16 protein-coding genes and 2 pseudogenes are annotated in these 20,950 nt (G+C 42.2%); 8 read left to right on the top strand and 10 right to left on the bottom strand.

From position 1 onward, the window contains the following. Positions 1 to 531: 531 nt before the first annotated feature. Entirely contained in the window at positions 532 to 1,833 is a 1,302-nt protein-coding gene (locus tag PECL_RS09510) for a primase C-terminal domain-containing protein (protein ID WP_233421579.1), read from the bottom strand. A 777-nt stretch (positions 1,834 to 2,610) separates the two neighbouring features. Here PECL_RS09510 and prgP point away from each other — a divergent pair. Then, a complete protein-coding gene (gene prgP, locus PECL_RS09515; RefSeq protein ID WP_041534823.1) occupies positions 2,611 to 3,528 on the top strand; it encodes a ParA superfamily DNA segregation protein PrgP in 918 nt (305 codons plus the stop codon). Beyond that, positions 3,512 to 3,796 (top strand): DNA segregation protein PrgO, encoded by a 285-nt coding sequence (prgO, locus tag PECL_RS09520; protein ID WP_014386897.1) that lies wholly within the window; start codon positions 3,512 to 3,514, stop codon positions 3,794 to 3,796. The genes prgP and prgO overlap by 17 nt, the downstream gene beginning before the upstream one ends. Before the next feature lie 643 nt (positions 3,797 to 4,439). On the opposite strand, the gene PECL_RS09525 is transcribed toward prgO, so the two are convergent. The 4 genes from PECL_RS09525 to PECL_RS09540 form a co-directional block, all read right to left on the bottom strand. Continuing rightward, positions 4,440 to 5,096 (bottom strand): recombinase family protein, encoded by a 657-nt coding sequence (locus tag PECL_RS09525; RefSeq protein ID WP_014386899.1) that lies wholly within the window; start codon positions 5,094 to 5,096, stop codon positions 4,440 to 4,442. A 298-nt stretch (positions 5,097 to 5,394) separates the two neighbouring features. Next, the gene (locus PECL_RS09530) at positions 5,395 to 6,258 is read right to left on the bottom strand and encodes a lysophospholipid acyltransferase family protein (protein ID WP_014386900.1); all 864 of its coding nucleotides are present in this window, start codon (positions 6,256 to 6,258) and stop codon (positions 5,395 to 5,397) included. Then, a complete protein-coding gene (locus tag PECL_RS09535; protein ID WP_014386901.1) occupies positions 6,255 to 7,205 on the bottom strand; it encodes a glycosyltransferase family 8 protein in 951 nt (316 codons plus the stop codon). The genes PECL_RS09530 and PECL_RS09535 overlap by 4 nt, the downstream gene beginning before the upstream one ends. Positions 7,206 to 7,222: 17 nt before the next feature. Beyond that, positions 7,223 to 7,999: a 1-acyl-sn-glycerol-3-phosphate acyltransferase gene (locus tag PECL_RS09540; RefSeq protein ID WP_014386902.1), complete on the bottom strand. Its 777-nt coding sequence runs from the start codon at positions 7,997 to 7,999 to the stop codon at positions 7,223 to 7,225. A gap of 223 nt (positions 8,000 to 8,222) precedes the next feature. Between PECL_RS09540 and PECL_RS09545 the strand changes: the two genes are divergently transcribed. Next, complete coding sequence (locus PECL_RS09545) at positions 8,223 to 9,974, top strand: ABC transporter ATP-binding protein (protein ID WP_014386903.1); 1,752 nt, start codon at positions 8,223 to 8,225, stop codon at positions 9,972 to 9,974. Between the two features lie 271 nt (positions 9,975 to 10,245). Here the strand turns inward: PECL_RS09545 and PECL_RS09550 are convergent, their stop codons facing one another. From PECL_RS09550 to PECL_RS10330, 4 genes and pseudogenes are all read right to left on the bottom strand, one after another. Then, entirely contained in the window at positions 10,246 to 11,094 is an 849-nt protein-coding gene (locus PECL_RS09550; protein ID WP_267878802.1) for a glycosyltransferase, read from the bottom strand. Between the two features lie 151 nt (positions 11,095 to 11,245). After that, a pseudogene (gene codA, locus PECL_RS09555) lies at positions 11,246 to 12,463 on the bottom strand (cytosine deaminase); the annotation flags it as partial. Positions 12,464 to 12,480: 17 nt separating this feature from the next. Then, positions 12,481 to 12,717, bottom strand: a pseudogene (locus PECL_RS09560) (recombinase family protein); the annotation flags it as partial. Positions 12,718 to 12,834: 117 nt separating this feature from the next. After that, complete coding sequence (locus tag PECL_RS10330; protein ID WP_231952074.1) at positions 12,835 to 13,833, bottom strand: hypothetical protein; 999 nt, start codon at positions 13,831 to 13,833, stop codon at positions 12,835 to 12,837. A 261-nt stretch (positions 13,834 to 14,094) separates the two neighbouring features. Between PECL_RS10330 and PECL_RS10430 the strand changes: the two genes are divergently transcribed. From PECL_RS10430 to PECL_RS09585, 4 genes are all read left to right on the top strand, one after another. Beyond that, on the top strand, positions 14,095 to 14,214 hold the full coding sequence (locus PECL_RS10430; RefSeq protein WP_148265582.1) for a putative holin-like toxin: 120 nt from the start codon (positions 14,095 to 14,097) through the stop codon (positions 14,212 to 14,214). A 191-nt stretch (positions 14,215 to 14,405) separates the two neighbouring features. After that, positions 14,406 to 15,707, top strand: coding sequence for a Y-family DNA polymerase (locus tag PECL_RS09575; protein WP_014386908.1), 1,302 nt, complete (start codon positions 14,406 to 14,408; stop codon positions 15,705 to 15,707). Further along, entirely contained in the window at positions 15,700 to 16,020 is a 321-nt protein-coding gene (locus tag PECL_RS09580; RefSeq protein WP_014386909.1) for a hypothetical protein, read from the top strand. Before PECL_RS09575 ends, PECL_RS09580 begins: the two co-directional genes overlap by 8 nt. Further along, positions 16,013 to 16,399 (top strand): hypothetical protein, encoded by a 387-nt coding sequence (locus PECL_RS09585; RefSeq protein ID WP_014386910.1) that lies wholly within the window; start codon positions 16,013 to 16,015, stop codon positions 16,397 to 16,399. Before PECL_RS09580 ends, PECL_RS09585 begins: the two co-directional genes overlap by 8 nt. Before the next feature lie 126 nt (positions 16,400 to 16,525). Here the strand turns inward: PECL_RS09585 and PECL_RS09590 are convergent, their stop codons facing one another. After that, positions 16,526 to 17,263 (bottom strand): helix-turn-helix domain-containing protein, encoded by a 738-nt coding sequence (locus tag PECL_RS09590; protein ID WP_014386911.1) that lies wholly within the window; start codon positions 17,261 to 17,263, stop codon positions 16,526 to 16,528. 514 nt (positions 17,264 to 17,777) lie between these two features. On the opposite strand from PECL_RS09590, the gene PECL_RS09595 reads away from it, so the two are divergent. Beyond that, positions 17,778 to 20,945: a type I restriction endonuclease subunit R gene (locus tag PECL_RS09595; RefSeq protein WP_014386912.1), complete on the top strand. Its 3,168-nt coding sequence runs from the start codon at positions 17,778 to 17,780 to the stop codon at positions 20,943 to 20,945. Positions 20,946 to 20,950 lie beyond the last annotated feature (5 nt).

A 20,950-nucleotide genomic window follows, 5' to 3' on the forward strand; every position in this document is an offset into this window, starting at 1 on the left:
CACTTAACCCGTTAATCACGCGTTAAAACTAACCATCAACCAGTATTCTCTCGAATTCGTAAATAAGAGTATCGTAAGAACGACCTAGCAATGATATAATGGTTTTGACATGGCCTATCGTTTCCAAGACGTGCTAGGCTGTGTCAGGAGGGCAACGGTCGCTAACGTGTCTGATCACGTTATGCGGCACCAACTTCGCCATCTTGTCAGGAACGCCAATTCTTGACAAGACTTTGGGAGCTGGTCCCTCTTTTTTTGTGCCCTGATAAATAAATCAACAGGCACTGTGCTATTTACTTTACAACTTTAAAAGCACAGTCAGACAATACTGACACAAAAAATAATAAAACTATTAAGTTTGCCATATCAAGAACATACGTTCCCTTTTGACTGACTATAGTTTACCGCACTTCCTAAAATTTGCCAAGCTATTTTTGTGAGTCCACACACAAGACCCCTAAGTAGCAATACCCTCAAACAGCAACAAGCCTATTCTAGATATATACCTATGGCAATTGATAGCAGCACTTTTCACCCCGTTCTTCTCCTCGTCTCCATTACCCACGGTGGCGCTGAATCACCACTCACCGCTTGCATCTCAGTTGAAGTGAGAACTGTTGGCTCATAACTATTTGTGCTTACAGTTGGCATTAGTGTAGTTAAATACCCCGTCCACGCTTGACTTTGAGCCTGACGTCTCACCATAGCCGACTTAAATAACATGGTCACCGTCGTCAATAAAGTCGGCTGGTTACCACGCTGCACCCGCTTCAATTGCGAAGTTGCTTGTAATTGCTTCATAACCCGATTCAAACTCGCCGGAGAAATCCCTAACTCAGCCTGAATTTGACGCGTTGACATGGCAACCGAAGCAGCAGAACTACCCATTCGATTAATCAACGCAAGCACATCGTTACGCCATTCATTAGCATGGCTGTATTGTCGTTCGGCACGTGGCTTAGCAAATTTATGCCAGCCAATCCCCACAACGACTTTACCTGAAAAATTAGGCACCCATTGATCCAATAGTCCTTGAACATAACTCAGTGCGGCCCCCCGATAGTCACCTGAATAAGCGTCTCTGACGCACTGTACAACTTCGCGATCGACCAATGGGTCATGTAAATTTGAATTAAAGACGTCAAGCACGTCTCTCGCACGCTGCTGAGAAATTTTAGATTGATACATCGCTAAAGCTAGCGTCATAACAGTGTTATGACGGGCTAATCCATGGCCTGATTTGACTGTCGTCACTTTCAATAACGCTTTAAACCAAGCTTGATCAACCTGACGGCCCTCATCAGAAGACAATGAAATCACCTGATCTCCCATTTGGTCCGTGACGGGAACTTGAGCAGCATAATACTGTGACCACTTCATCAGAGCGCTCACCTGGATCAACATATTAGCATCAAAAAAAATCAGATTATCCTGACGCGGAATTCGGAAAATGCCAAAATTATTGCAGCCCACATCGACCCCAGTAACCCGTTGTTGAATCCACTGCCGCACAAAACTAGACATTTTCTGGGCCGCTTTCAAAACTGGAAACTGGCCGCGCTTCTTCCGTAAAAACATAGGCTGATCAAAAACGTAGTAGATATGGAACCCCTTCGCAGTCCGCAAAATCATCGTGGGAATGAATAAGTCGGCAACCGTGACCGCACCCAAAACTTCCCGCTCCCGAGCATCGCGTTCTTGCGCTTCAGCAAAATCAATATCAACGACCAAGGTATTAATCTGAGCTAAGTTAGCTTCTCGGTGACCACGAACGCTCCCCCTGTTCTGCGTGTAGCCCAGCCAGTTAAAGGTGTTAGGTGTCCAATGAGTCATCCGATCAGCAATGGCCTCCAGGCCTTCAAAAGAGGTGATAACCACACCATGGGCTTTTTGCATGGAATCCTTACTGCTGAAGAGCGCAATGGCCCCCTTCTTTGTAGGGGTTTCCATCACTTGTCCGGCAATATTAAAACTACTATTTTTAACTTTATATGTATGTAGTGAATCGTGTAATACCAGTCTTTGTGCAGCCTGAACCGTCTTTAAATCGTACATGGTGAGCTCACCTCCTTTCAAAATAAACACCTAAGTTAGCTTAATAGAAAATACATAGAAAATGAAAAAGCGCAGACAAAAAAGCAACTTAGCGTTATGCCAAGTTGCTTAAGGTGGAAGTAGTCCGACTACCCCCGAATAAACTTTAAAATTACCGCCTACGGATCTAAGTGAATAGATCCAGTGAATTTGCACAGAAGTCGCTCACCACACGTGTCCCCTTAGTCTTTACCCGGCAGCTTGTCCCCTACCGTTTTGAAATCACACCATTCTCGACATCTTACCAATTTGCTGGTATAATCTTCTTAGTTGAAAGAGATTTTGTCGAGCGCTTCCCAATTGCAGTTGGGTGGTGCTTTTCTTTTATTCTTTTTTTGTATTCTCTTATTTTTGAATATACCTAGAGTATAACCGAGCAAAGAAATGATGTAAAGGTAAACTTATCAAAATATATTTTTGACAAAACTTGCTATATTTGCTATATTTAGTATATTCGATATAGCGAGTATATCTACTATATTAAATATACTAAATATATTTTGAGAGGTAATTACAATGAGAAAAGGACGAGTAGTGGTCTTAACAAATATGAAAGGTGGCGTCGGTAAAACCACTGACACCGACCTTCTTGCAATAACGGCAAGTAAACCTTCATTGTTCAATCAAAAAGTTCTCTTGATTGATGTCGATTTGCAAGCTAATACTACAAGTAATGTAAAAAGAACTTTTAATCAACGTCATTTCCCACAGTCCTTTGTAAAGGCAGTACAAAGTGGAACTTTAAAAAATGCAATCTTTCCACTAACAAAAAATTTCGATTTCATTGCAGGTTCAATTGCCGAACACGAGCTTACTGATACGATTATCGATAACTCGAAGAGTAAACGAGACAGATATTTATATTTGGTAAAAATGGTAGATGAAATCAAATACGATTACGACTATATTTTTTTTGACGTCGCTCCTTCCACTGACACAGTCGTTGATGCAATAATTATGGCTTCTGATTATATCATTGCCGTACAAGAAGTTCGTAAAATGGCGATGGAAGGAACAAGTAATTTCATTGGGAAATACCTACAACCAATGTTAGATAATTTTCCTGAAGAAGCACACTTTCAAGTTGCAGGTGTATTGCCCGCACTTTTAACTTCTCATAAGAAGCGACAAATCGAAAACTATAGAGAGACTGTTGAAGTTTATGGACGCGATAACGTGTTCCACACTATTATCAAAAATCACGACCGTTTAGAAAATTTTGGCGAAGATGGTGTCTCACTCGAAGATTATAATGATCGAAAAATGTTTGGGCTCTTTGCCGATCTATTTTGTGAACTAGAGGCTCGAATTTCCTCATTTGAGAAAACTGGAGATGTTGAAAACTTTACTTATCAATCAAAATATTTTGATGCACTTGAAAATATTACATTACCACTTGGCAAGGAGATCGAAATAAATGGCGTTGCTGAATAAAAAGAACAATAAACAAAACACAGAAGATAATCGGAACAAGCCAACCATTATTGATGACGATGCAAAGATTACTTATGGTGAAAAACAATATAAGGCCAAAGATAGGCAGCCTATACAAGTCGATCCTCCGGTTGCCGATATGGTTCGAAATATCAGCTATGCAAAAGATATGCCAATGTACGAGGTTGTCAAAGTCGCCATGGAAGCTTATCGCGATACTCTTAGCGACTCTGAAAAAATAATTTATGATATGCGACAAGGCAAATAAATATAGCTAGTATATTAAATATACTTAATATACTAGCTATATTTATTTGCCTTGTTGTTCTTTATCTATCACGAAACATATCAAATATATCAAATATATCAAATATATTTGATTAAATGAAACCGTCTTGACTATCATATCTTTTATCCTGTTATTCTCCTGTCTGTAAATTCTACGCAAAGAGAAGAGCGAGAAGATGGGGAAACACCAGTTATTAAAGTTGAACGTGTTCTCAGAATGCACCTATTTAACATCTTATTTAAAAATGTGACCTTCTAGGGATTGAAAAGTATGCTGAAATTACGTGAGGCGCTGCAATTAATGCGTAGCAGGTTAAAAAACCTATGCTACTATCTTTAACTAATAATATGACAAATAACATTGCAGTGGATAAGACGGCAAGTGATGTGCGTAACCATGGCACCGTTGTCACATGACTTTTTTTCTTTGTAACACGGATGCCTACGTTCAAAAAGTTTTGATAACGTGCTTAAAGTTATTAAAGTAATAACCAAATAAATCATTACAATTAACCATGAATGAATAATTTCAATTGGAAACAAAGTAAATGCAATGATTAGGTATTGAAAAAGCGTATAGTTACCATAATTAATATCAATCATCTTATTCCCCTTTTTTTTAACTAATCTCGCGAGCTAAAAGTTTTCTTCTCAGATAACATCTGATTCATCCGATTTTTAATATTAATCACTGTCTGCACCGAGACGCCGGTTTCAGCCGCAATCGCTCGATAACTAATTGGGGCACCGGTTGCTTTGTTTCTTAATTGATCAACGATACGATGGTAGATAAACCGTTTTTGTGGGTTAGGTGCGTCTGCGGCGTAAGCGGGCCGAGTCCCTCGATATTTCCCATTGGCTTTGGCAATCTCAATTCCTTGCCGCTGACGTTCCCGAATCTTTTTTCGCTCAGTTTGCGCCATATAAGCTAACAGCTTGGTTAGCATATCAAACATAAATTTGTCCATATCTGAATCTCCAGTCTGCATTGAAAGAAATGGGGCATCTAAGACTTCCATTCTAACCTGTTTATCTCTGATCTGCTTGATTATATCACTGGCGTCGTCATAGTTTCGACTAAGCCGATCTAATGAGGCCACTACTAATGTATCTCCTTGCCGCACATAAGCAATCGCCGCCTGTAATTCTGGTCGGTTTTGGGTCGATTTGCCCGATTGTTTTTCTTCAAAGATTTTCTCACATCTAGCCACTTTCAAGGCTTTAATTTGGCGGGCCAAATTTTGATCAGTTGAGCTAACTCGCGCATAACCAACTTTCATCAATAACTCTCCTTTCAGAGGATCAGTCTCCTCCACCCTACTGCATTCTATTTAGACACTCTAATTAGACAGTTTGACAAAAACAAAGAACTGCTTGTTATCCCAAGCAGAACCTAAGCTTTTCTTCATAAGTTGATTATACTGCTTTTTGTCCATTTAGGGTACACTTAAATTGAACAGTTTGTTTTGAATTAATTTGCAATCTACCTAACTAATTCGTTATTCGATCCTAAAAAAGGTATGACTGTGAATGAAAGATCATTTTGTTCACGGTCATGCCTTTTTGTTGTCCATTTAGTTATTGATAATGACCAGCAATGTCGTCTGGACTAAAATCCTTAGTGAATTGACGATCATAGGCCTTTTCATAGGCAGCAACTTTTTGTTGGTAATCAATTTGGCGCATCTTTTCGGCAGCTTCCCGCTGTGATGTGGCCGACTTTTCGACCGCATCCGGATAAATTGGCGGTAACACATGGACCGTATAATTGATGCCATGCGGATCCGATTTGGTCGGGGCGTCAACCATCGAAACAAAGCAGGACACGATTGGCACATTCAATCTAACGGCGTAGTAGTACGCTCCCCGTTCAAGCGGCCGCGGTTTGCGATAGTTGAACCACATTTCCCGTTCCGGATAAATTAGAATTGACTGTTTGCGTGCCAAGCTACTTTGCAAAAGGGCAATAAACCCCTTGCCCATGTAATTGACGCTGTCGCTGACAGGTATCGTATCAGCGTATGTCATCAAAAATCCCAGCATCCCGGGCATTTTAAGGTTGGTGAGCTCAACGACAATCGACAAATCAGGTTGATTCAGGGCTGATCGAACCAGCAGGCTGTCAATCGGGCTAAAGTGGTTACAGGTAATGATTGCCGGCCATTCCAATGCCTTTAAATTGTCAGTCCCCTCAACTTTTAAATTGGGATTCATCATCCTCGCAGCCATATTCATGACCGACCGGGCTTCGGCTGCCCGCCAATGATAACGTTTAGTTTGGTGAAGCTTCAAGAAGTGGTCCAACACCTCATGCTGCTCGGTAAGTGTCAGTACTGGATCATGTAGTTCGACTTTTTGATTAAATTTTCCCTGACGGACGTTTTCAGCAATGTTTTGAATCACTTTGTCACGCTCGCCAAGCTTTACCGGTGTAAAAGTCATAGGGCAATTTTTACTCCTTGCTTGGCCCTTGCGTAAAATGTCGTTGGGGTCTTAATAATATCAACGGCTAATTGAATCAAATCGGACTGATTCTTCTGATCACGGGCAACTTCTTTAGGATTCATATCTGCGAGCTGCTGTTTTAACATGGTCTCGTAATCGGTTTGTTTGGCATAGGTCCAAAAATAGCTTTGTCGAGGGGCATCATCATAGCGCCACGGCTTGGCAAATAAGTTATAGTGAATCAGCCAGGGGTCAACATCCTGTGGCGTGGTGATTTGGATGTTCCATGACGGGTTCAAATAATAAATTCGATTTCTCGCGATGGCATTCATGTAGTCCTGATCCGGGGCCAAACTCTTGAAATGGTACTTGTTCAAGAGCTGCAAAAAGTGTTCAGCGAATTTTGAACGGCGCATTTCAGCCAGGTTCATCAACAACACGCCGGAATTAACGTATTTCTGTGAATCAATCCCAACGGCTTGTTCAGCATAGTCAATCGTTTCCGGAGTGTGGCCGATGAAGTGATCCGGCACTGCGCCAACCAGGTTATCCCCCAGCTGGGTATCAAATAATTCACCCACGTCCTTTAAAACCACCGTGTCCGCATCCAGGTAGAGCGCCTTATCCAATTTGGGGAACAATTCAGCAATAAACAGCCGGAAATAAATTGTAAAGGTAAAGTAGTCACTGCGTAGTTTGTTATTCTTATCAGTAATTTCTTGCTTCAAGCGGTCATTAATTGAAACAAACTGAATTTTGAGGTTGTCCGTTTCAAAGGCTTTAAGCCGCCCTTGATTGTCGGTATTGAGATCATCACACAACACAATCACCTGGTAATGCCTGTCCGGTGATGTATGCGCGACCAGTGAAGCCAGTGAAACTGCCAGATAAGGTGCATAATTGTCATCGACAGCGTAAAAAATTGGCACGGTTTGATTTTCCATAATGAATCCCCCTTAAATCAATGTGATTGATGCTGGTAGGTCATAAATGACACGTTGCTTTGGTGACTGCGGGTCACCATTTGGGCATGAATCTGATCGTGGAGTTTTTGTTGGCGTTGTTTACGCGGAAGTGACTTGTCCGGCATAAACGGACCGTCGAAGTATACCACCTGCTTGGGTCGGCTCAACAGTCGGCCTTTTTGATATGTAATCGTCATGCTGTAGCTGGGCAGGTCGGCAGCGACTGGATAATGGAATGCGCCAACTGGAAACGGACGAATCTTGGTGTAATACGGCCAAACATGGGCTTCGGGATAGATAAACACTCGTTGATGCTGGTCCAATCGAGCATTCATCGCCCGCTGGAATTGGATCATTTGTGATAATTTCGCGGGTAGGACCAACGCACCACCCATCGTCAAGAGACGACCGACGATTGGAATACCAAGGTTGGCAGGTTCCGCAATCGGATACGCCCGCCGGGGTATTGCGACCAGCATCGGTAAAAGTGCATCCCCCAGCGGCTGGGTATGGTTGGCATAAATGAAGGCGCCCCGTTTGCCTTGGGTGCGCAGACACCGTTTGTTTCGAAAAGACGTCCGCAAATACAGCCGACAATAAACGAAGCTGACAACAACCGCCACCCAGTAGACGACCGTCGCCGTTACGCGGTAAAACCAATTTTGATGCAGCCAAATGTAGCCCTCAGGAATGGTGGCATTTTGATTTTTGGTAAAGACCACGTCATCATCAAAATCATGATACGTAAACACTTTTGATGTCCGTTTAGTCATTACCAATGTCATCCTTTCTTCCGAGAAGTTAAAATCATGAACAGAACCATTCTACCACAAATATGACATTATTTTATCATACGGGACGTTTAAAAAGGGCAATTCACTAAAAATCGCCCTTTAAATGATGAAATTGGTGTAAAATTAAGGCTTGCTATGCTAGGATATTTGGGATAACAATGGATGTATACACATCATTAGAAGGATTTAGGGGATAATTTTGATGCAAGCTCAGTCCAAGAACAATACCAAGTTTAACTTTAAAACATTTATGGGCCTAATCAACCGAATTCACCCCCGTTACTGGCAACTGCTGCTTGGCTTTTTTCTAGGAGTTGTCGCAACGGCGATGCAATTGATGGTTCCCGGCATCGCCAAGGGGATCATCAACTCAATCGGTCATTCAATGGATGTCGGCCTAATCGTTGCCGTCATTTTACTATTCGTTTTCAGTACCATTATTGGAGCCTTTTCCGGCAGTATTTTAGGCTTCTTCGGTGAAGACGTCGTCTATAAGCTGCGAACAACACTTTGGGATAAAATCTTAACCCTGCCGGTGGGTTATTTTGACCAAACCAAATCTGGCGAAATAACGTCCAGGTTGGTCAATGATTCCACACAGGTCAAGGAACTGTTGGCCAATTCGGTTCCCAAAACCGCAACTTCGATTCTGCAACTGGTTGGCGCATTGGTCTTAATGCTCATCATGGACTGGCGGATGGCTATCATTATGTTTATCGCCGTTCCGCTCGTCTTGATCTGCCTGCTGCCAATTGTCCGCCAATCCCACAAAGTTGCCAGAGCGAGACAGGACGCACTGGCAGATCTCAATGGTAAAGCCGGTGAAATGCTGGGCGAAGTCCGTCTAGTCAAATCGTCTACCGCAGAAAACTTAGAACGAACAGCCGGCGATAAACGGATGTATCGCCTTTATCGCATCGGGTTAAAAGAAGCGATCTATGATTCAATTGCCGGACCTGTAATGGGCATGGTCATGATGGCCATGGTCCTGGGAATTCTGGGCTATGGTGCGATCCGGGTTCGGGAAGGTGCCATTGATATTGGGACCTTATTTTCATTTCTGATGTACCTGGTTCAAATGATTAGTCCATTTGCGGTTCTCGGCCAATTCATGTCTGATGTTGCCAAGGCAAGTGGCTCAACCACTCGAATCCAGGCATTATTGCAAACTCATGAAGAAGATCGTCTGACTGGAACGGATTTGGATATTGGCGATCAAACACTTCAGATGAACCACGTCAGTTTTTCTTATGATCAGCATCACCCCATTTTATCCGACGTGTCGTTTACGGCAGAACCCAATTCGGTCATTGCCTTTGCCGGACCATCCGGCGGTGGCAAATCAACCATTTTCAGCTTAATTGAACGTTTTTATGAACCTAACGAGGGCAGCATCACGATTGGCAATACCAATATTACTGATATTCAACTTGCCGATTGGCGCCAGCAAATCGGCCTGGTCGGCCAAGACGCTGCGATCATGTCTGGAACGATTCGTTACAATTTAACCTATGGTTTGCCGGGGCATTTTTCCGATGAACAGCTTTGGCATGTCTTGGAAATGGCTTACGCAACGCAATTTGTCCAGAAGATGCCTCGGGGCTTGGACACGGAAGTCGGTGAGCGTGGAGTCAAGGTATCGGGGGGCCAACGCCAACGATTGGCGATTGCCCGGGCCTTCCTGCGTAATCCAAAAATCTTAATGTTGGATGAAGCAACGGCGAGCCTGGATTCCGAGTCCGAAATGATGGTCCAAAAAGCGCTGGACCAGTTGATGGCCAATCGAACAACATTGGTGATCGCCCACAGGCTAAGCACAATTACCAACGCCGACGAAATTTATTTCATAGAAAACGGCAGGGTAACGGGCCAGGGAACCCACCAACAGTTAGTGAAAACGACTCCTTTGTATAGGGAGTATGTGAAAAATCAGAGCGCGACGAGCAACGGGTGAGGCGGTTTCTAAGGGTACTTTGATTGAAGTCCCTGGGTTTGGGACTTTAATTAAAGTGCACTTAGAAGTTAGCCTCAGTTGCGTCGGAGCGTATTTTAAAGGCCGGAGGGATCTCAAAATCCCCTAACCCCACCAACCAATCGATAATTCTTCCACTTCCTGCACACCAATCCAATCAAGACAAAATATAAAAAGAGCCAATCATTCCAAAAACAGGAATAATCAGCTCGTTCATTAAGATTCTAAGAGCAACACATCTCGCATCGCACCCTCACTCAGTTTTCAATTCCCCTTCAGCATCCAATTCAGCCATAATCTCCTGATACTCGGCTAAAATATCATCATATTCATGCAAATGAAGTTGCTGGTGAACTTTATCAACTTCCCAAGGCTTGACCGAAACCGTGTGGACGATCGGCCATAATTTCCAGCGGGTGGAGAAATGCTGAAAAACGGTGTCAGATTGAACATCCTGCTGCTCATTGTATTTTTCAGGGGCAAAAGCCTTGTGCTTGGCCAGCTTATTCATCGCGGACTGGTCCGGCATAATCATCGGCCATTTTCGGCAGCATTCCCGGCAGCGGGCCAGTAATTTGTCTTGTCGGATCATATCCAGGTTCATCAGGAGCATCCCCGAGTTAATGTAATCAAATGCTCTCTGTTGATGATGGAAGAACCAACGACCGTAATGATCCAATACGCCAACAAAATCAGTTCCTGCCAGTGATTGATGATAAAAATCTTCAAACGGCCGGCGACACACAACGTCAGCGTCCAAATACAGAATCCGATCGGAAAATTGCGGCACCAAATCACTATACAGCCGCAACATACTATAGGGCGTGAATAACGTGTTGATGTTCGCCTTGGGCAAATCCGCCTCAAACTGAGTGGTAATGTCAATTTTGGTAACGCCACTATCGACATTTTCCCGCTTGACCAGTTGAGTCAGAAAGGCTGCGTGATCGTCAGTCAGCGCTTGAAATTGCTGATGACGATTATACAATTGTCCAGTTAAAATGTAGATGTTGAGTGGTTCTTGCGCGTGTTTTGTCAGTGAGAGGATTGAAATAATCAACCCCGAAAACATGTGGTCATCTCCACAGTATAAAATATCCAAACCGCATTCATCCCCCAATTCGTGTCTCATCAATCAAAGTGTGTCATATTTCCAGAGAAATGGCAACCAATGACCTTGGAAATCCCCCACAATTCAAAAAGAGCACCCAGCCGACGCAGCAATGTGTGTCAAAAGGCTGAGTGCTTTTAAATTAATCTTCGAAATAGTTTTTGACTTGTTTGGGCTCAGTTTGAACCAGAATCTTACCATTATGAATGGAGTAAAGAATTTCTGAGCGTTCATTTAAGGCGCTGTAGAAATTGTCATTATTCATAATGATACAATTAGCCGGTTTACCGACCTAGATCCCGTAGTGGCCAGTGATATGCATCGCCTTGGCACCGTTGGTCGTAATAAACTGATAGGAATTCATAATATCGTCGTACCCCATCAAATGGCCAACGTGAATCCCCATTTCAACCGGGTCGAGCATGTTACCATTGCCCATGGGATACCAAGGATCCTTGATGTCATCTTCACCAAAGGCAACGTTGATGCCATCCTCGGATAATTCTTTAACCCGAGTCATCCCCCGGCGCTTTGGATAGGTATCGAAGCGACCGCCAAGGTTGGTATTCACTAACGGATTGGCAATGAAATTGATGTGAGACATTTTCAGGAGTCTAAACAACTTGTAAGTATAGGCGTCGTTGTACGAACCCATAGCAGTGGTGTGACTGGCGGTAACCTTGTCGCCCATGCCGCTTTCAAGTGCCAAGGTGGCCAAAACTTCCAGATTCCGTGAAGCCGGGTCATCAATTTCGTCACAGTGAACGTCGACCAGTTTGCCCTTGCTTTCGGCAACTTTCATCAAGAATTTGAGTGACTCAACGCCGTAGTCGCGGGTAAATTCAAAGTGGGGAATCCCGCCAATCACGTCGGCTCCCATGTCGGCAGCGGCAATCATCAATTCCTTGCCATTTGGGTAGGATAAAATGCCTTCTTGGGGAAAGGCCACCAGCTGGAGTTCCACTTGATCGGCAACCTCGTCACGGACCTCAATTAAAGCCTTTAAAGCCGTCAAATCGGGATCGGTCACATCAACATGGCTGCGGACAAATTGAATCCCGTTGGCAACCTGAATCTTAAGGGCCTTTTTTGCCCGCGTCTTGACATCATCAATCGTCAGCTTTTTCTTTCGCTCACTCCAAATTCGAATGCCATCAAATAAGGTGCCGGATTGATTCCATTCAGGATCACCGGCCGTTTGGGTCGCATCCAAATGAACATGGGGATCCACAAAAGGCGGCAACAATAGTTTATCGGTGGCGTCAATCACCTGCTCACCGTCGCTGGGTTGAATTGAGGCGGCAATTTTGACGAACTTGCCATCCTCAATTTTGACATCCCTGGTTTCTTCAGCGTTTTTAGCACTATTACTTAAGAGATTTTAGACAGCTTCTTAGTCAAATCATGGTTGTTTCTGCCTAAGCGATCTAATTCAGTGACCATTACAATATCACCTTCACGAATATAGGCCAGCATTTTTTGCAGTTCTGGCCGATTAGTGTTAGCCCCACTTAATTTATCCGTAAATAATTTATCAACGTCTTTTAAAGCCGCTAACTGTCGATCTAAATGTTGCTCCTTGGAACTCACACGCGCATAACCGATTTTAGCCATTTCCAATTCTCATTTTGGACAGTTCTAATGAACACTTGTAATTCCTAGTATAGCACAGAAATAGAAAAGGCCACTAGGGTATACCCTATTGGCCGCTTTTGAGTTTAAACTTTGTCTTCATCTAATTAATTGTCTTGTTTTTAAAAGCCATGATTCATCATTCTTAAAAATCATAAACAGTTTTGAGCTATCCAATAATACTTGATAACCATCATCAACTTTATCAACTTTAATATCGCTAGTTTCAATTTTTAAATCATTATTAGATATTACACTTGAAATGCAGTTCTTTATTTTTGAGGCAATCTGATCTTCGCAAGATTTGTTAAGTGTTTTACTAATATTTGAGTGAACTACTCCATACAGTAGGCCTTTAACATATGGGTTTTCGAAAACAGTATCTGCCAAAATGGATTCTTCGTTGTCTTCTAATATGAAATACAAACTATATAAATGTAAATATATATAATTTAAATATTGCCCAAGAACTATTAGGTTAATTACGCTAGGGGATTCCTTATCGTAAGTGAAGTCAATTGGTAAATTATATTTACCACTGACATCAGTTGTATATCTAAACTCATCACTTTTTGGACTTAGCTTATCAATGGACTCTATAATATCAAAAAATCTTTCCTGTAAAATATTGAGATCATTTTCGTCTAATAACTTTTTAAATGAATTGCTCAATTCAGTCAAACAATGGCTCTCTTTATTACCAATATTAAATTTACTTCCTGTAGCAATTGATACGTTAGTTATCTCGTCTTTTAAACTTAGCTCTATATAATGCCTGGCAAGAAATAATGCTGGCATTAAAAAAGATTCTGAATCATTGCTCGATCCAGCAATTACAAGCTTAAAAGCTTTAAAATATCCCTCTTCATACGAGTATTGATAATCATCATACTCCTGGCCAATAGGGGCGTTGTAGTTAGTAGCCTCACTATAGCTTGTAAGAGAACTCTTTGTATCCGATGATTCCTCAGGAATAGCTGATAAACTTTTTGCAAGATGATTTTTATAATTTTCATCAAAGGGATATTGAAGCTTGTAAGCAAAATCTTCAATATCTTTTTTCCAATTATATTTAATCTGTTTTTTCGTGTATTCCATAGCCAAACCTTCATGCATAAATTTTTTATACTGTCATTATAATCAAACAACATTAAATATAAGCCTAATTTTTCCCACTTCATAATCCAGACTTGTTGACTTGGTTGATCTTGATTTTCTATGTATAATTAAAGTTTGTAGAGAAGTTAAGGCGGTGGCTATTTCCTATCGAAGGTGGTGCTTATGGTGTTAAACCTTTAAAGCCCATTAATCCTAAAGAAAGGAGTAGCCTAAGTGTCCGTGTCGGACGCTTTACAATTAATGCTGGCTTTCGGTACCTTTACCGTGGCCTTAATTGCATTGAGTGTTGAGCTGATCAAAAGTCAGCAAAAAAATAACCGCCTTAGCTCTGGCAAGCTAGCGGTTATTAAATATCGTTAGAATCTGCCACCGTCTTAAACGGCTCTACATGGGAAGCCCTGTTCACTCGGGGCTTCCCTTTTTCTGTCTACATTATAGCATGACTATAATGGACTTTCGACTATTTTTAATCAGCTTTCTGCCAGTTTTTAGGGAACACATGTTTGCTTTATATGCTACAATACAGGTAAAAGCTAACGGAAGTGATCTAAATGTTTTTTGATGATGAACCGCATGGCGTGTTCTTCTTAATCGATAACAAGTCCTTTTATGCTAGTTGCGAAGCCGTTTCCCGGGGGCTAAATCCCTTAAAAGTCCCATTGGTGGTCCTTAGTGAAGCTGAAAATACCAATGGCGGACTCATTTTAGCCACGTCACCCGAAGCTAAGCACTTATTTCATCTTAAAGCCAACGTCTCCCGTAAACGTGACTTACCCAATGACCCGAGGTTGTGGGTCGTGCCACCGCGCATGAACCTTTATATTCAACGTAATTTGCAGATCAATCAGATCTTTCATCAATTTACTACTGAAAAAGAGGTTTGGCCGTATTCAATTGATGAAAGCATTCTTGATATGACCCATACTTGGCGGCTGTTTGGCAATTCCGTTCGCGAAGTGGCACGCTTGATTCAAAAGACAGTTCGGCAAAAGCTAGGCTTGTATACCACCGTGGGAATTGGTGACAATCCGGTGCAAGCTAAATTAGCCTTAGACCTTTACGCTAAACATAATCATGAATTGATCGGTGAAATCCATTACGAAACTGTGCCAGATAAGATTTGGTCAATCAACGAATTAACGGACGTTTGGGGGATTGGCCCCCGTATGGCGAAACGTTTGAACCGCCTTCACATTCACAATATGTATGAGCTAGCCCATACCAACCCTTATTTACTCAAACAGCAGCTTGGCGTCATTGGTAGCCAGTTATTTGCTACGGCCTGGGGAATTGATCGCGCGCAAGTTACGGAACCAACTAAGGTTAAAGCAGCTAGCCTGGGTAATTCGCAAGTATTGCCACGAGATTATTTTAACCAAGTCGAAATTGAAACCGTCATTAAAGAAATTGGGGAACAGGTGGCGGCGCGGCTTCGGCACCACCATAAACTGGCGGGGTGTCTATCGCTAAGCATTGGGTTTTCCTATGCCGCAGCTGAAGCAGATGGTCGCGGTGGCTTTAACCAGGCTTTAAAAATTGAACCAACTAATGACAATCAAGTTTTGACGCAACAATTATTGTGGTTATTCCGTCAGAATTGGGACGGTCAAGCTGTCCGGAATATTGGTGTTTATAGCAGTAAACTAAGTGCCAACTCCGGCCAACAACTTAATTTATTTGAAACCCCGCGCAACCAAATTCGCCATAGCCGGTTAAACCAGGTGATTGATGAAATTCACCGGAAATTTGGGTTCACCAAATTAGTTTACGCGACCAGTTTATTAAAGGGAGGCACCGCTATCAAGCGGGCTTCACTAGTGGGCGGACATAATGGAGGCAATAGCTATGAATAGCGATATAGAGATTATTAAGGGGCGGTTAACCCTATTGTTTAAGCGGCGTCCCAAAACCCGCTATTGGTTAATGTTGACTAATGATACCTACGATCAGACCTATAATCTGTTTTTTAACAGTCAACGGGCTAATGAGCGCTTGCAATCCGTTCCCTTACATAAATTAGCACACTATGATTTAGCTGATTTAGAAAAGCTGTTAAAAGCATTACGACAAGATATAAAACTAACAATCGAATTTGTTGGCTTTACTGGGGAACGCTGGCCGGCAAGCCAAAAGCTGATTCAAAGAAAGCGGGTACCACTTGAATAACCAAGAATTTGACTTAGACACGGTTAAGCATTTTTTTGAACATGATTATCATGACCGGGGCATGATGAAATGGCAGGGCTTCTATTTATCCGATCATACTGCCGCTTTAAACCAACAGAACCAGCAGTTGAATGAAATATACGTTCCACGACCTCAACAATCCTTAGCAGTAATTACCGAGGTATTGGCGGACGCATATCAGCGTCAGCAACCAGTGACCATTCAATTAAAAACGGTTGACCAAAACAACCGTCATTTGCCAGATATCACCACCTTGATCCATGGCTACAATGCCAATGATATTGTGATTGACGCTGATCGGTTTATCCCACTACAAGAAATTCGCAATGTGTCCTTTAAAAATACGGAGAAGCTATAAAGTTCTAGCTCTCCGTATTTTTCTTAACACTTTATTTGCTAGGCTTCGTCTTACACCGGTAATGAGTCGATACCCTAATAACCTAACACTTCATATACAGAATGTGACTAATCAATACTAATTTTTTTAATTGAACGGCCACCACAGAAATCGTTTAGTAATCCGTCTTTCTGCATGAACATCGTAAGCTACATAATGATTCCCAGTTTGTTCACGCATCATTAGAGGAATTTGCGCACGAGAGACTAGACGAACATTTGAAACATAGGAGCCTTTATGAGCAACAAGTGCCCAACGCTGTTTAGAACTATATTGTCCGGTATAAAACTTTAGCCAACTACCACTCCCAAAAGGATCATCAGCTACAAACGCATCAACTTGCTGCGGGGTTTTAACAGCAGCAACATGTTTATTTTTACCATCACTATCAATGATAGTTGTCTTTTCTCTCTTCTCTGGAACCTGGTTAGGTAGTACCGCATAACCATATTGAACTCTTAAAAAAGGATTGAAACGATCAATCCATTCATTTTGGCTAGCACGTCCGTATCCTAATACACTTAACCATAAAAATATAAGAATAAAGATCGCTGAAACAATCATCAAATAGCGTTTATACTTGTCTTTGTCTCGTACGTCCTGACTAATTTTGTTAACCATCAAATTTCCATCACCTTTAAGTAAAATATCTAGAGGAACAGCTAAAAATTCACTTAAATTTACTAATGTGTCTAAATTTGGATAACTTAAATTGTTTTCCCAGCGTGATAGCGTTTGACGTGTCACATGTAATTTATCAGCCAATTGTTGTTGGGTTAAGTGCAGTTCTTTTCTTCTTTTTCGTAACACATTAGCAAATTGCAATTTAATAGTCCTCCTTAACTTTTAAGATAGCAGAAATCTCATGAATGTAACGCAATTACCATGTTACATTCATGATTATTCGATCTTAATCGAGAAAAAATTGGCTTTTAACGCCAATTGAGCTTAATTTGATGTGTTTATTAGTAGCTTGAAAATATTTTTTCTCTGGTGTTATTTTCAAATTCTGTTTCGTGAATGTTTTAATTTGCTTTTGTTATATTAGTTATATTGTTGATAAGATTGAATGTCATCTTATTCAGATAAGAGCGAGACATACCGCAAGCAAGAACATTGCGATATATTTTTTTTAATTTACATTATGAGGTTCATATTAAATTTATTGGAACAGAGGTTTCGAATTTAATGGTTAGCTCAATATTAGTTTCCTATTTTTTAGTTGTTTATCTTTTTCAGCTTTATTCTATCCCAGCTATATTAAATTATGAAGCCTAAACGCCAATTGGTTCGCGTATAATAAACTAGTGAGTAATTTAAAGGGGGAAGGACTATTTTTATGTTGGAACTGTCATTTGAAAAAGAAGTTGTTAAAACCTTAACGACCGGAAGTAATCAATGGGTGGAACGAAAAGACCTGTATGGTGCGACGCCGGATCAATTATGGGCTAATTTTCGCGATAAATTAAATAACAATAACTATGCTAAATTGCAGGGACACCCTTTAACTGATACCGAATTTAATCAGGTTAAACGGGCGATTGAGGTCCGGACACCTTACGAAGCAGCTAAGTTACTAGCCGCCGAAAATGGCATTGGCAAAGTTGAAGTTGAACGTGATGATGCTAAGCTGGGCACGGTGACGCTCGAGTTGTTTTGGAAAGCGGACGTTGCTGGCGGTAAATCTAGTTATGAAGTGGTACGGCAAGCAGTGCGACCACGGTTAGCTGGTACTCAAGATGTCGATCCTGATCGCCGTTTTGACGTAACCCTATTGATTAATGGGTTACCCTTAATTCAATTGGAACTAAAAAAAGCCACGGTCGAACTTAACCAGGCTTTTAATCAAATTGAAAAATACGCGCAGGAAGGTAAATATACGGGAATTTACTCGCTGTTGCAAATGTTTGTGATTATGACGCCGGATAGTACGGCGTATTTTGCGAATGCCGAACCGGATCATTTCAATAAAGCCTTTTTGTTCAATTGGCGAACGCGGGATAATCACCCCGTGGAAAACGGCTTAGCGTTTACGCGCCAAGTCCTTAATATTCCCATGGCCCACAAAATGGTCAGTGAATATACGGTCATCGACCAAGAACGTCAGAGCTTAATTCTCTTACGGCCTTATCAGATTTATGCGATTGAAGCCGTGATGCACCGGATTCATGACCATCAAGATGGCTTTGTTTGGCATACCACGGGTTCTGGTAAAACACTCACCTCATATAAAACCGCTAAATTAGCTGCGCAAGATCCCGGTGTCGATAAGGTCATCTTCTTAGTTGACCGGCGGGATTTAGACGAACAGACAACCAGCAACTTTAGTGCCTATGCCGCCAATGATGATATTGCCATTAACGAAGCCCAAAACACCGGTGATTTAATGCGTAAATTGCAACAAAATGACGGTAAGGTCTTGGTCACCTCGATTCAAAAGCTCCATCGGGCGGTCAAAAAAACGCAAGCCCAGCTGGCAACCGGTAAGCAATCCCGCTTTAGTAAAACTTTAAAGCAACGGGTGATCTTCTTTGTTGATGAAGCCCACCGGTCGCAATTTGGTAAGATGCAAAAGGAAATTCGGGCAGCGTTTGTCAATAGTAATTGGTATGGTTACACCGGCACCCCCATCTTTAATGAAAATAAGAAACAGCTCAAGGGTGATCTAGCGGTCACGACTGAGGAGCTATTTGGTAAAGTCTGTCACGTTTATAACTTGCGAGATGCCTTAGAGGACCAAGCCGTGTTACCGTTTAACGTCGAACATGTAACAACAATTGGCAAAGATACGTTAATAACCCGGGCCCTCGAGAAAGAAACCCAGCGCGTCAAAGCACGTCGCGATAAGCAAGGCCGCCTGCTGAGTACAGCTGATGAAGCAAAAATTCAAGCCAAGATTCAAGCGATGTCAGTCAAGGACTTGGAAGAAACGTATTTAACTCCGGCTGACTTTGAGACCGATGAACATATTAACCAAGTTGTTCAATATATTTTACAAAAAGGCCCGCGTAAAACGAGTTTGGGTCATGGCAACTACAATGCTATTTTGACCACCAGTTCCATTGAAATGGCGCAACGCTATTATCAAGCCTTTAAAGCCGCTAAAAAGACTACTCACAATCAGCTAGATCCTGATTGGCCCCGGATTGCGATTACTTATTCATTAAGTGAAAACGAAGATCAGAGTGCGCACAAACATGACCAAATGGCCACCATTTTAAAAGATTATAATCAGCAGTATCACACTAATTTTGATTTAGCCGATCTGAATCTCTATAACGAAGATGTCGCAAAACGGGCTGCTCGGCGTGAGGCGGTCTTTGCTCATTTACAAACGGATCAAGAAATAAATTTAGTGATTGTCGTACGCCGTTTATTAACAGGCTTTGATGCCCCTCGGCTAAACACGCTCTTTGTTGACCGCACCTTAGCCTATCAAGAACTTATTCAAGCCTACTCACGCACCAACCGGCTCCAAAACCGGGAATTAAAACAAGAAGGCCAAATTGTGACCTTTCGGGTGCCGGCAATCATGGAAGCTAATGAACGTGAAGCTTACAAGTTATATAGTGGCGAAGGCTCGTTTAATGTCATCATTCGTCCCACGTATCAGCAGGCCGTCTTAAAATTTCAAAAGGCCGTGGTCGATTTAAAAACCATTGCCCCGACGCCGACGGCGGCCGATGACCTGAAAGGAGCCACTGCTAAGGTACAGTTTGTGAAAGCCTTTCGCCAAGTGAATCAACAATTGAATTCCTTATCCATGTACAACGATTTCACTTGGGAGAACAGCGAAAAGACTTTTGGTATTGCTCAGCCCGAAGTAGAATCCTATACGGGTAAATATCTGCGGATTAAAGCGGCGGTTACTAACCAAGAGCCTGAGAAAGTCCCCGAAGAATTAGCTGCCTTAGACTTTTCCCTAGCCGTTGGTTCAGTCGTCTTGGTGGATTATGATTATTTGACGCAATTAATTCAAGATTGGATTGATGAACAGCAACGGTACTCGACGCCTGATCAAGCCCAAGCGCATATGACAGATTACCTGCAAAACAGTGCCAAAGTACAGGCTAGTTTGAATAAATTAGCGGAAACGCAACCGCAACAGGCTCAATTAATTCGCGAAGCCATGCCCTATATTGAGCAACAAATGCAACAGTCTCAGCAACAGAGTGACCAAAATAAAGCGCCAGTAGCGTTGAATGCTCGGGAGTTGGTGGCTGATTATGCCCAGAGACAATTGGTCAAAAAAACGTCGGTATTCGCCCACATGTGGGGCTTAGATCAAACAGCCCTATTGCGGGTGGCGCGTGAACACACCGTGGGTACCGATGAATGGCATCATGAACAAGAATTAACGCAGTCAGCGAATTTAGCAGCGGCCTTACAAGCTCAAACTGCCACTGGGCCGAAGATTCCAGCTGTTTTGCCACTATACCGGATTAAGTCCCAGGCCGCTTGGCGGCAGTTTATTGAACACGATTTAGCAATCTATTTACAAAAATAAGTGAG

This window comes from Pediococcus claussenii ATCC BAA-344 (genome assembly GCF_000237995.1).
GTDB classification, from domain to species: Bacteria; Bacillota; Bacilli; order Lactobacillales; family Lactobacillaceae; genus Pediococcus; species Pediococcus claussenii.

What these genes read in the sequence shown, in the direction of transcription:
- PECL_RS09580 (WP_014386909.1), top strand. Translation starts at nt 15,700, where the DNA reads ATGAATAGCGATATAGAGATTATTAAGGGGCGGTTAACCCTATTGTTT.
- PECL_RS09525 (WP_014386899.1), bottom strand. Translation starts at nt 5,096, where the DNA reads ATGAAAGTTGGTTATGCGCGAGTTAGCTCAACTGATCAAAATTTGGCC.
- PECL_RS09575 (WP_014386908.1), top strand. Translation starts at nt 14,406, where the DNA reads ATGTTTTTTGATGATGAACCGCATGGCGTGTTCTTCTTAATCGATAAC.
- PECL_RS09545 (WP_014386903.1), top strand. Translation starts at nt 8,223, where the DNA reads ATGCAAGCTCAGTCCAAGAACAATACCAAGTTTAACTTTAAAACATTT.
- PECL_RS09535 (WP_014386901.1), bottom strand. Translation starts at nt 7,205, where the DNA reads ATGGAAAATCAAACCGTGCCAATTTTTTACGCTGTCGATGACAATTAT.
- PECL_RS09595 (WP_014386912.1), top strand. Translation starts at nt 17,778, where the DNA reads ATGTTGGAACTGTCATTTGAAAAAGAAGTTGTTAAAACCTTAACGACC.
- PECL_RS10330 (WP_231952074.1), bottom strand. Translation starts at nt 13,833, where the DNA reads ATGGAATACACGAAAAAACAGATTAAATATAATTGGAAAAAAGATATT.
- PECL_RS10430 (WP_148265582.1), top strand. Translation starts at nt 14,095, where the DNA reads ATGCTGGCTTTCGGTACCTTTACCGTGGCCTTAATTGCATTGAGTGTT.
- PECL_RS09530 (WP_014386900.1), bottom strand. Translation starts at nt 6,258, where the DNA reads ATGACTTTTACACCGGTAAAGCTTGGCGAGCGTGACAAAGTGATTCAA.
- PECL_RS09510 (WP_233421579.1), bottom strand. Translation starts at nt 1,833, where the DNA reads ATGACTCATTGGACACCTAACACCTTTAACTGGCTGGGCTACACGCAG.
- prgP (WP_041534823.1), top strand. Translation starts at nt 2,611, where the DNA reads ATGAGAAAAGGACGAGTAGTGGTCTTAACAAATATGAAAGGTGGCGTC.
- prgO (WP_014386897.1), top strand. Translation starts at nt 3,512, where the DNA reads ATGGCGTTGCTGAATAAAAAGAACAATAAACAAAACACAGAAGATAAT.
- PECL_RS09540 (WP_014386902.1), bottom strand. Translation starts at nt 7,999, where the DNA reads ATGACTAAACGGACATCAAAAGTGTTTACGTATCATGATTTTGATGAT.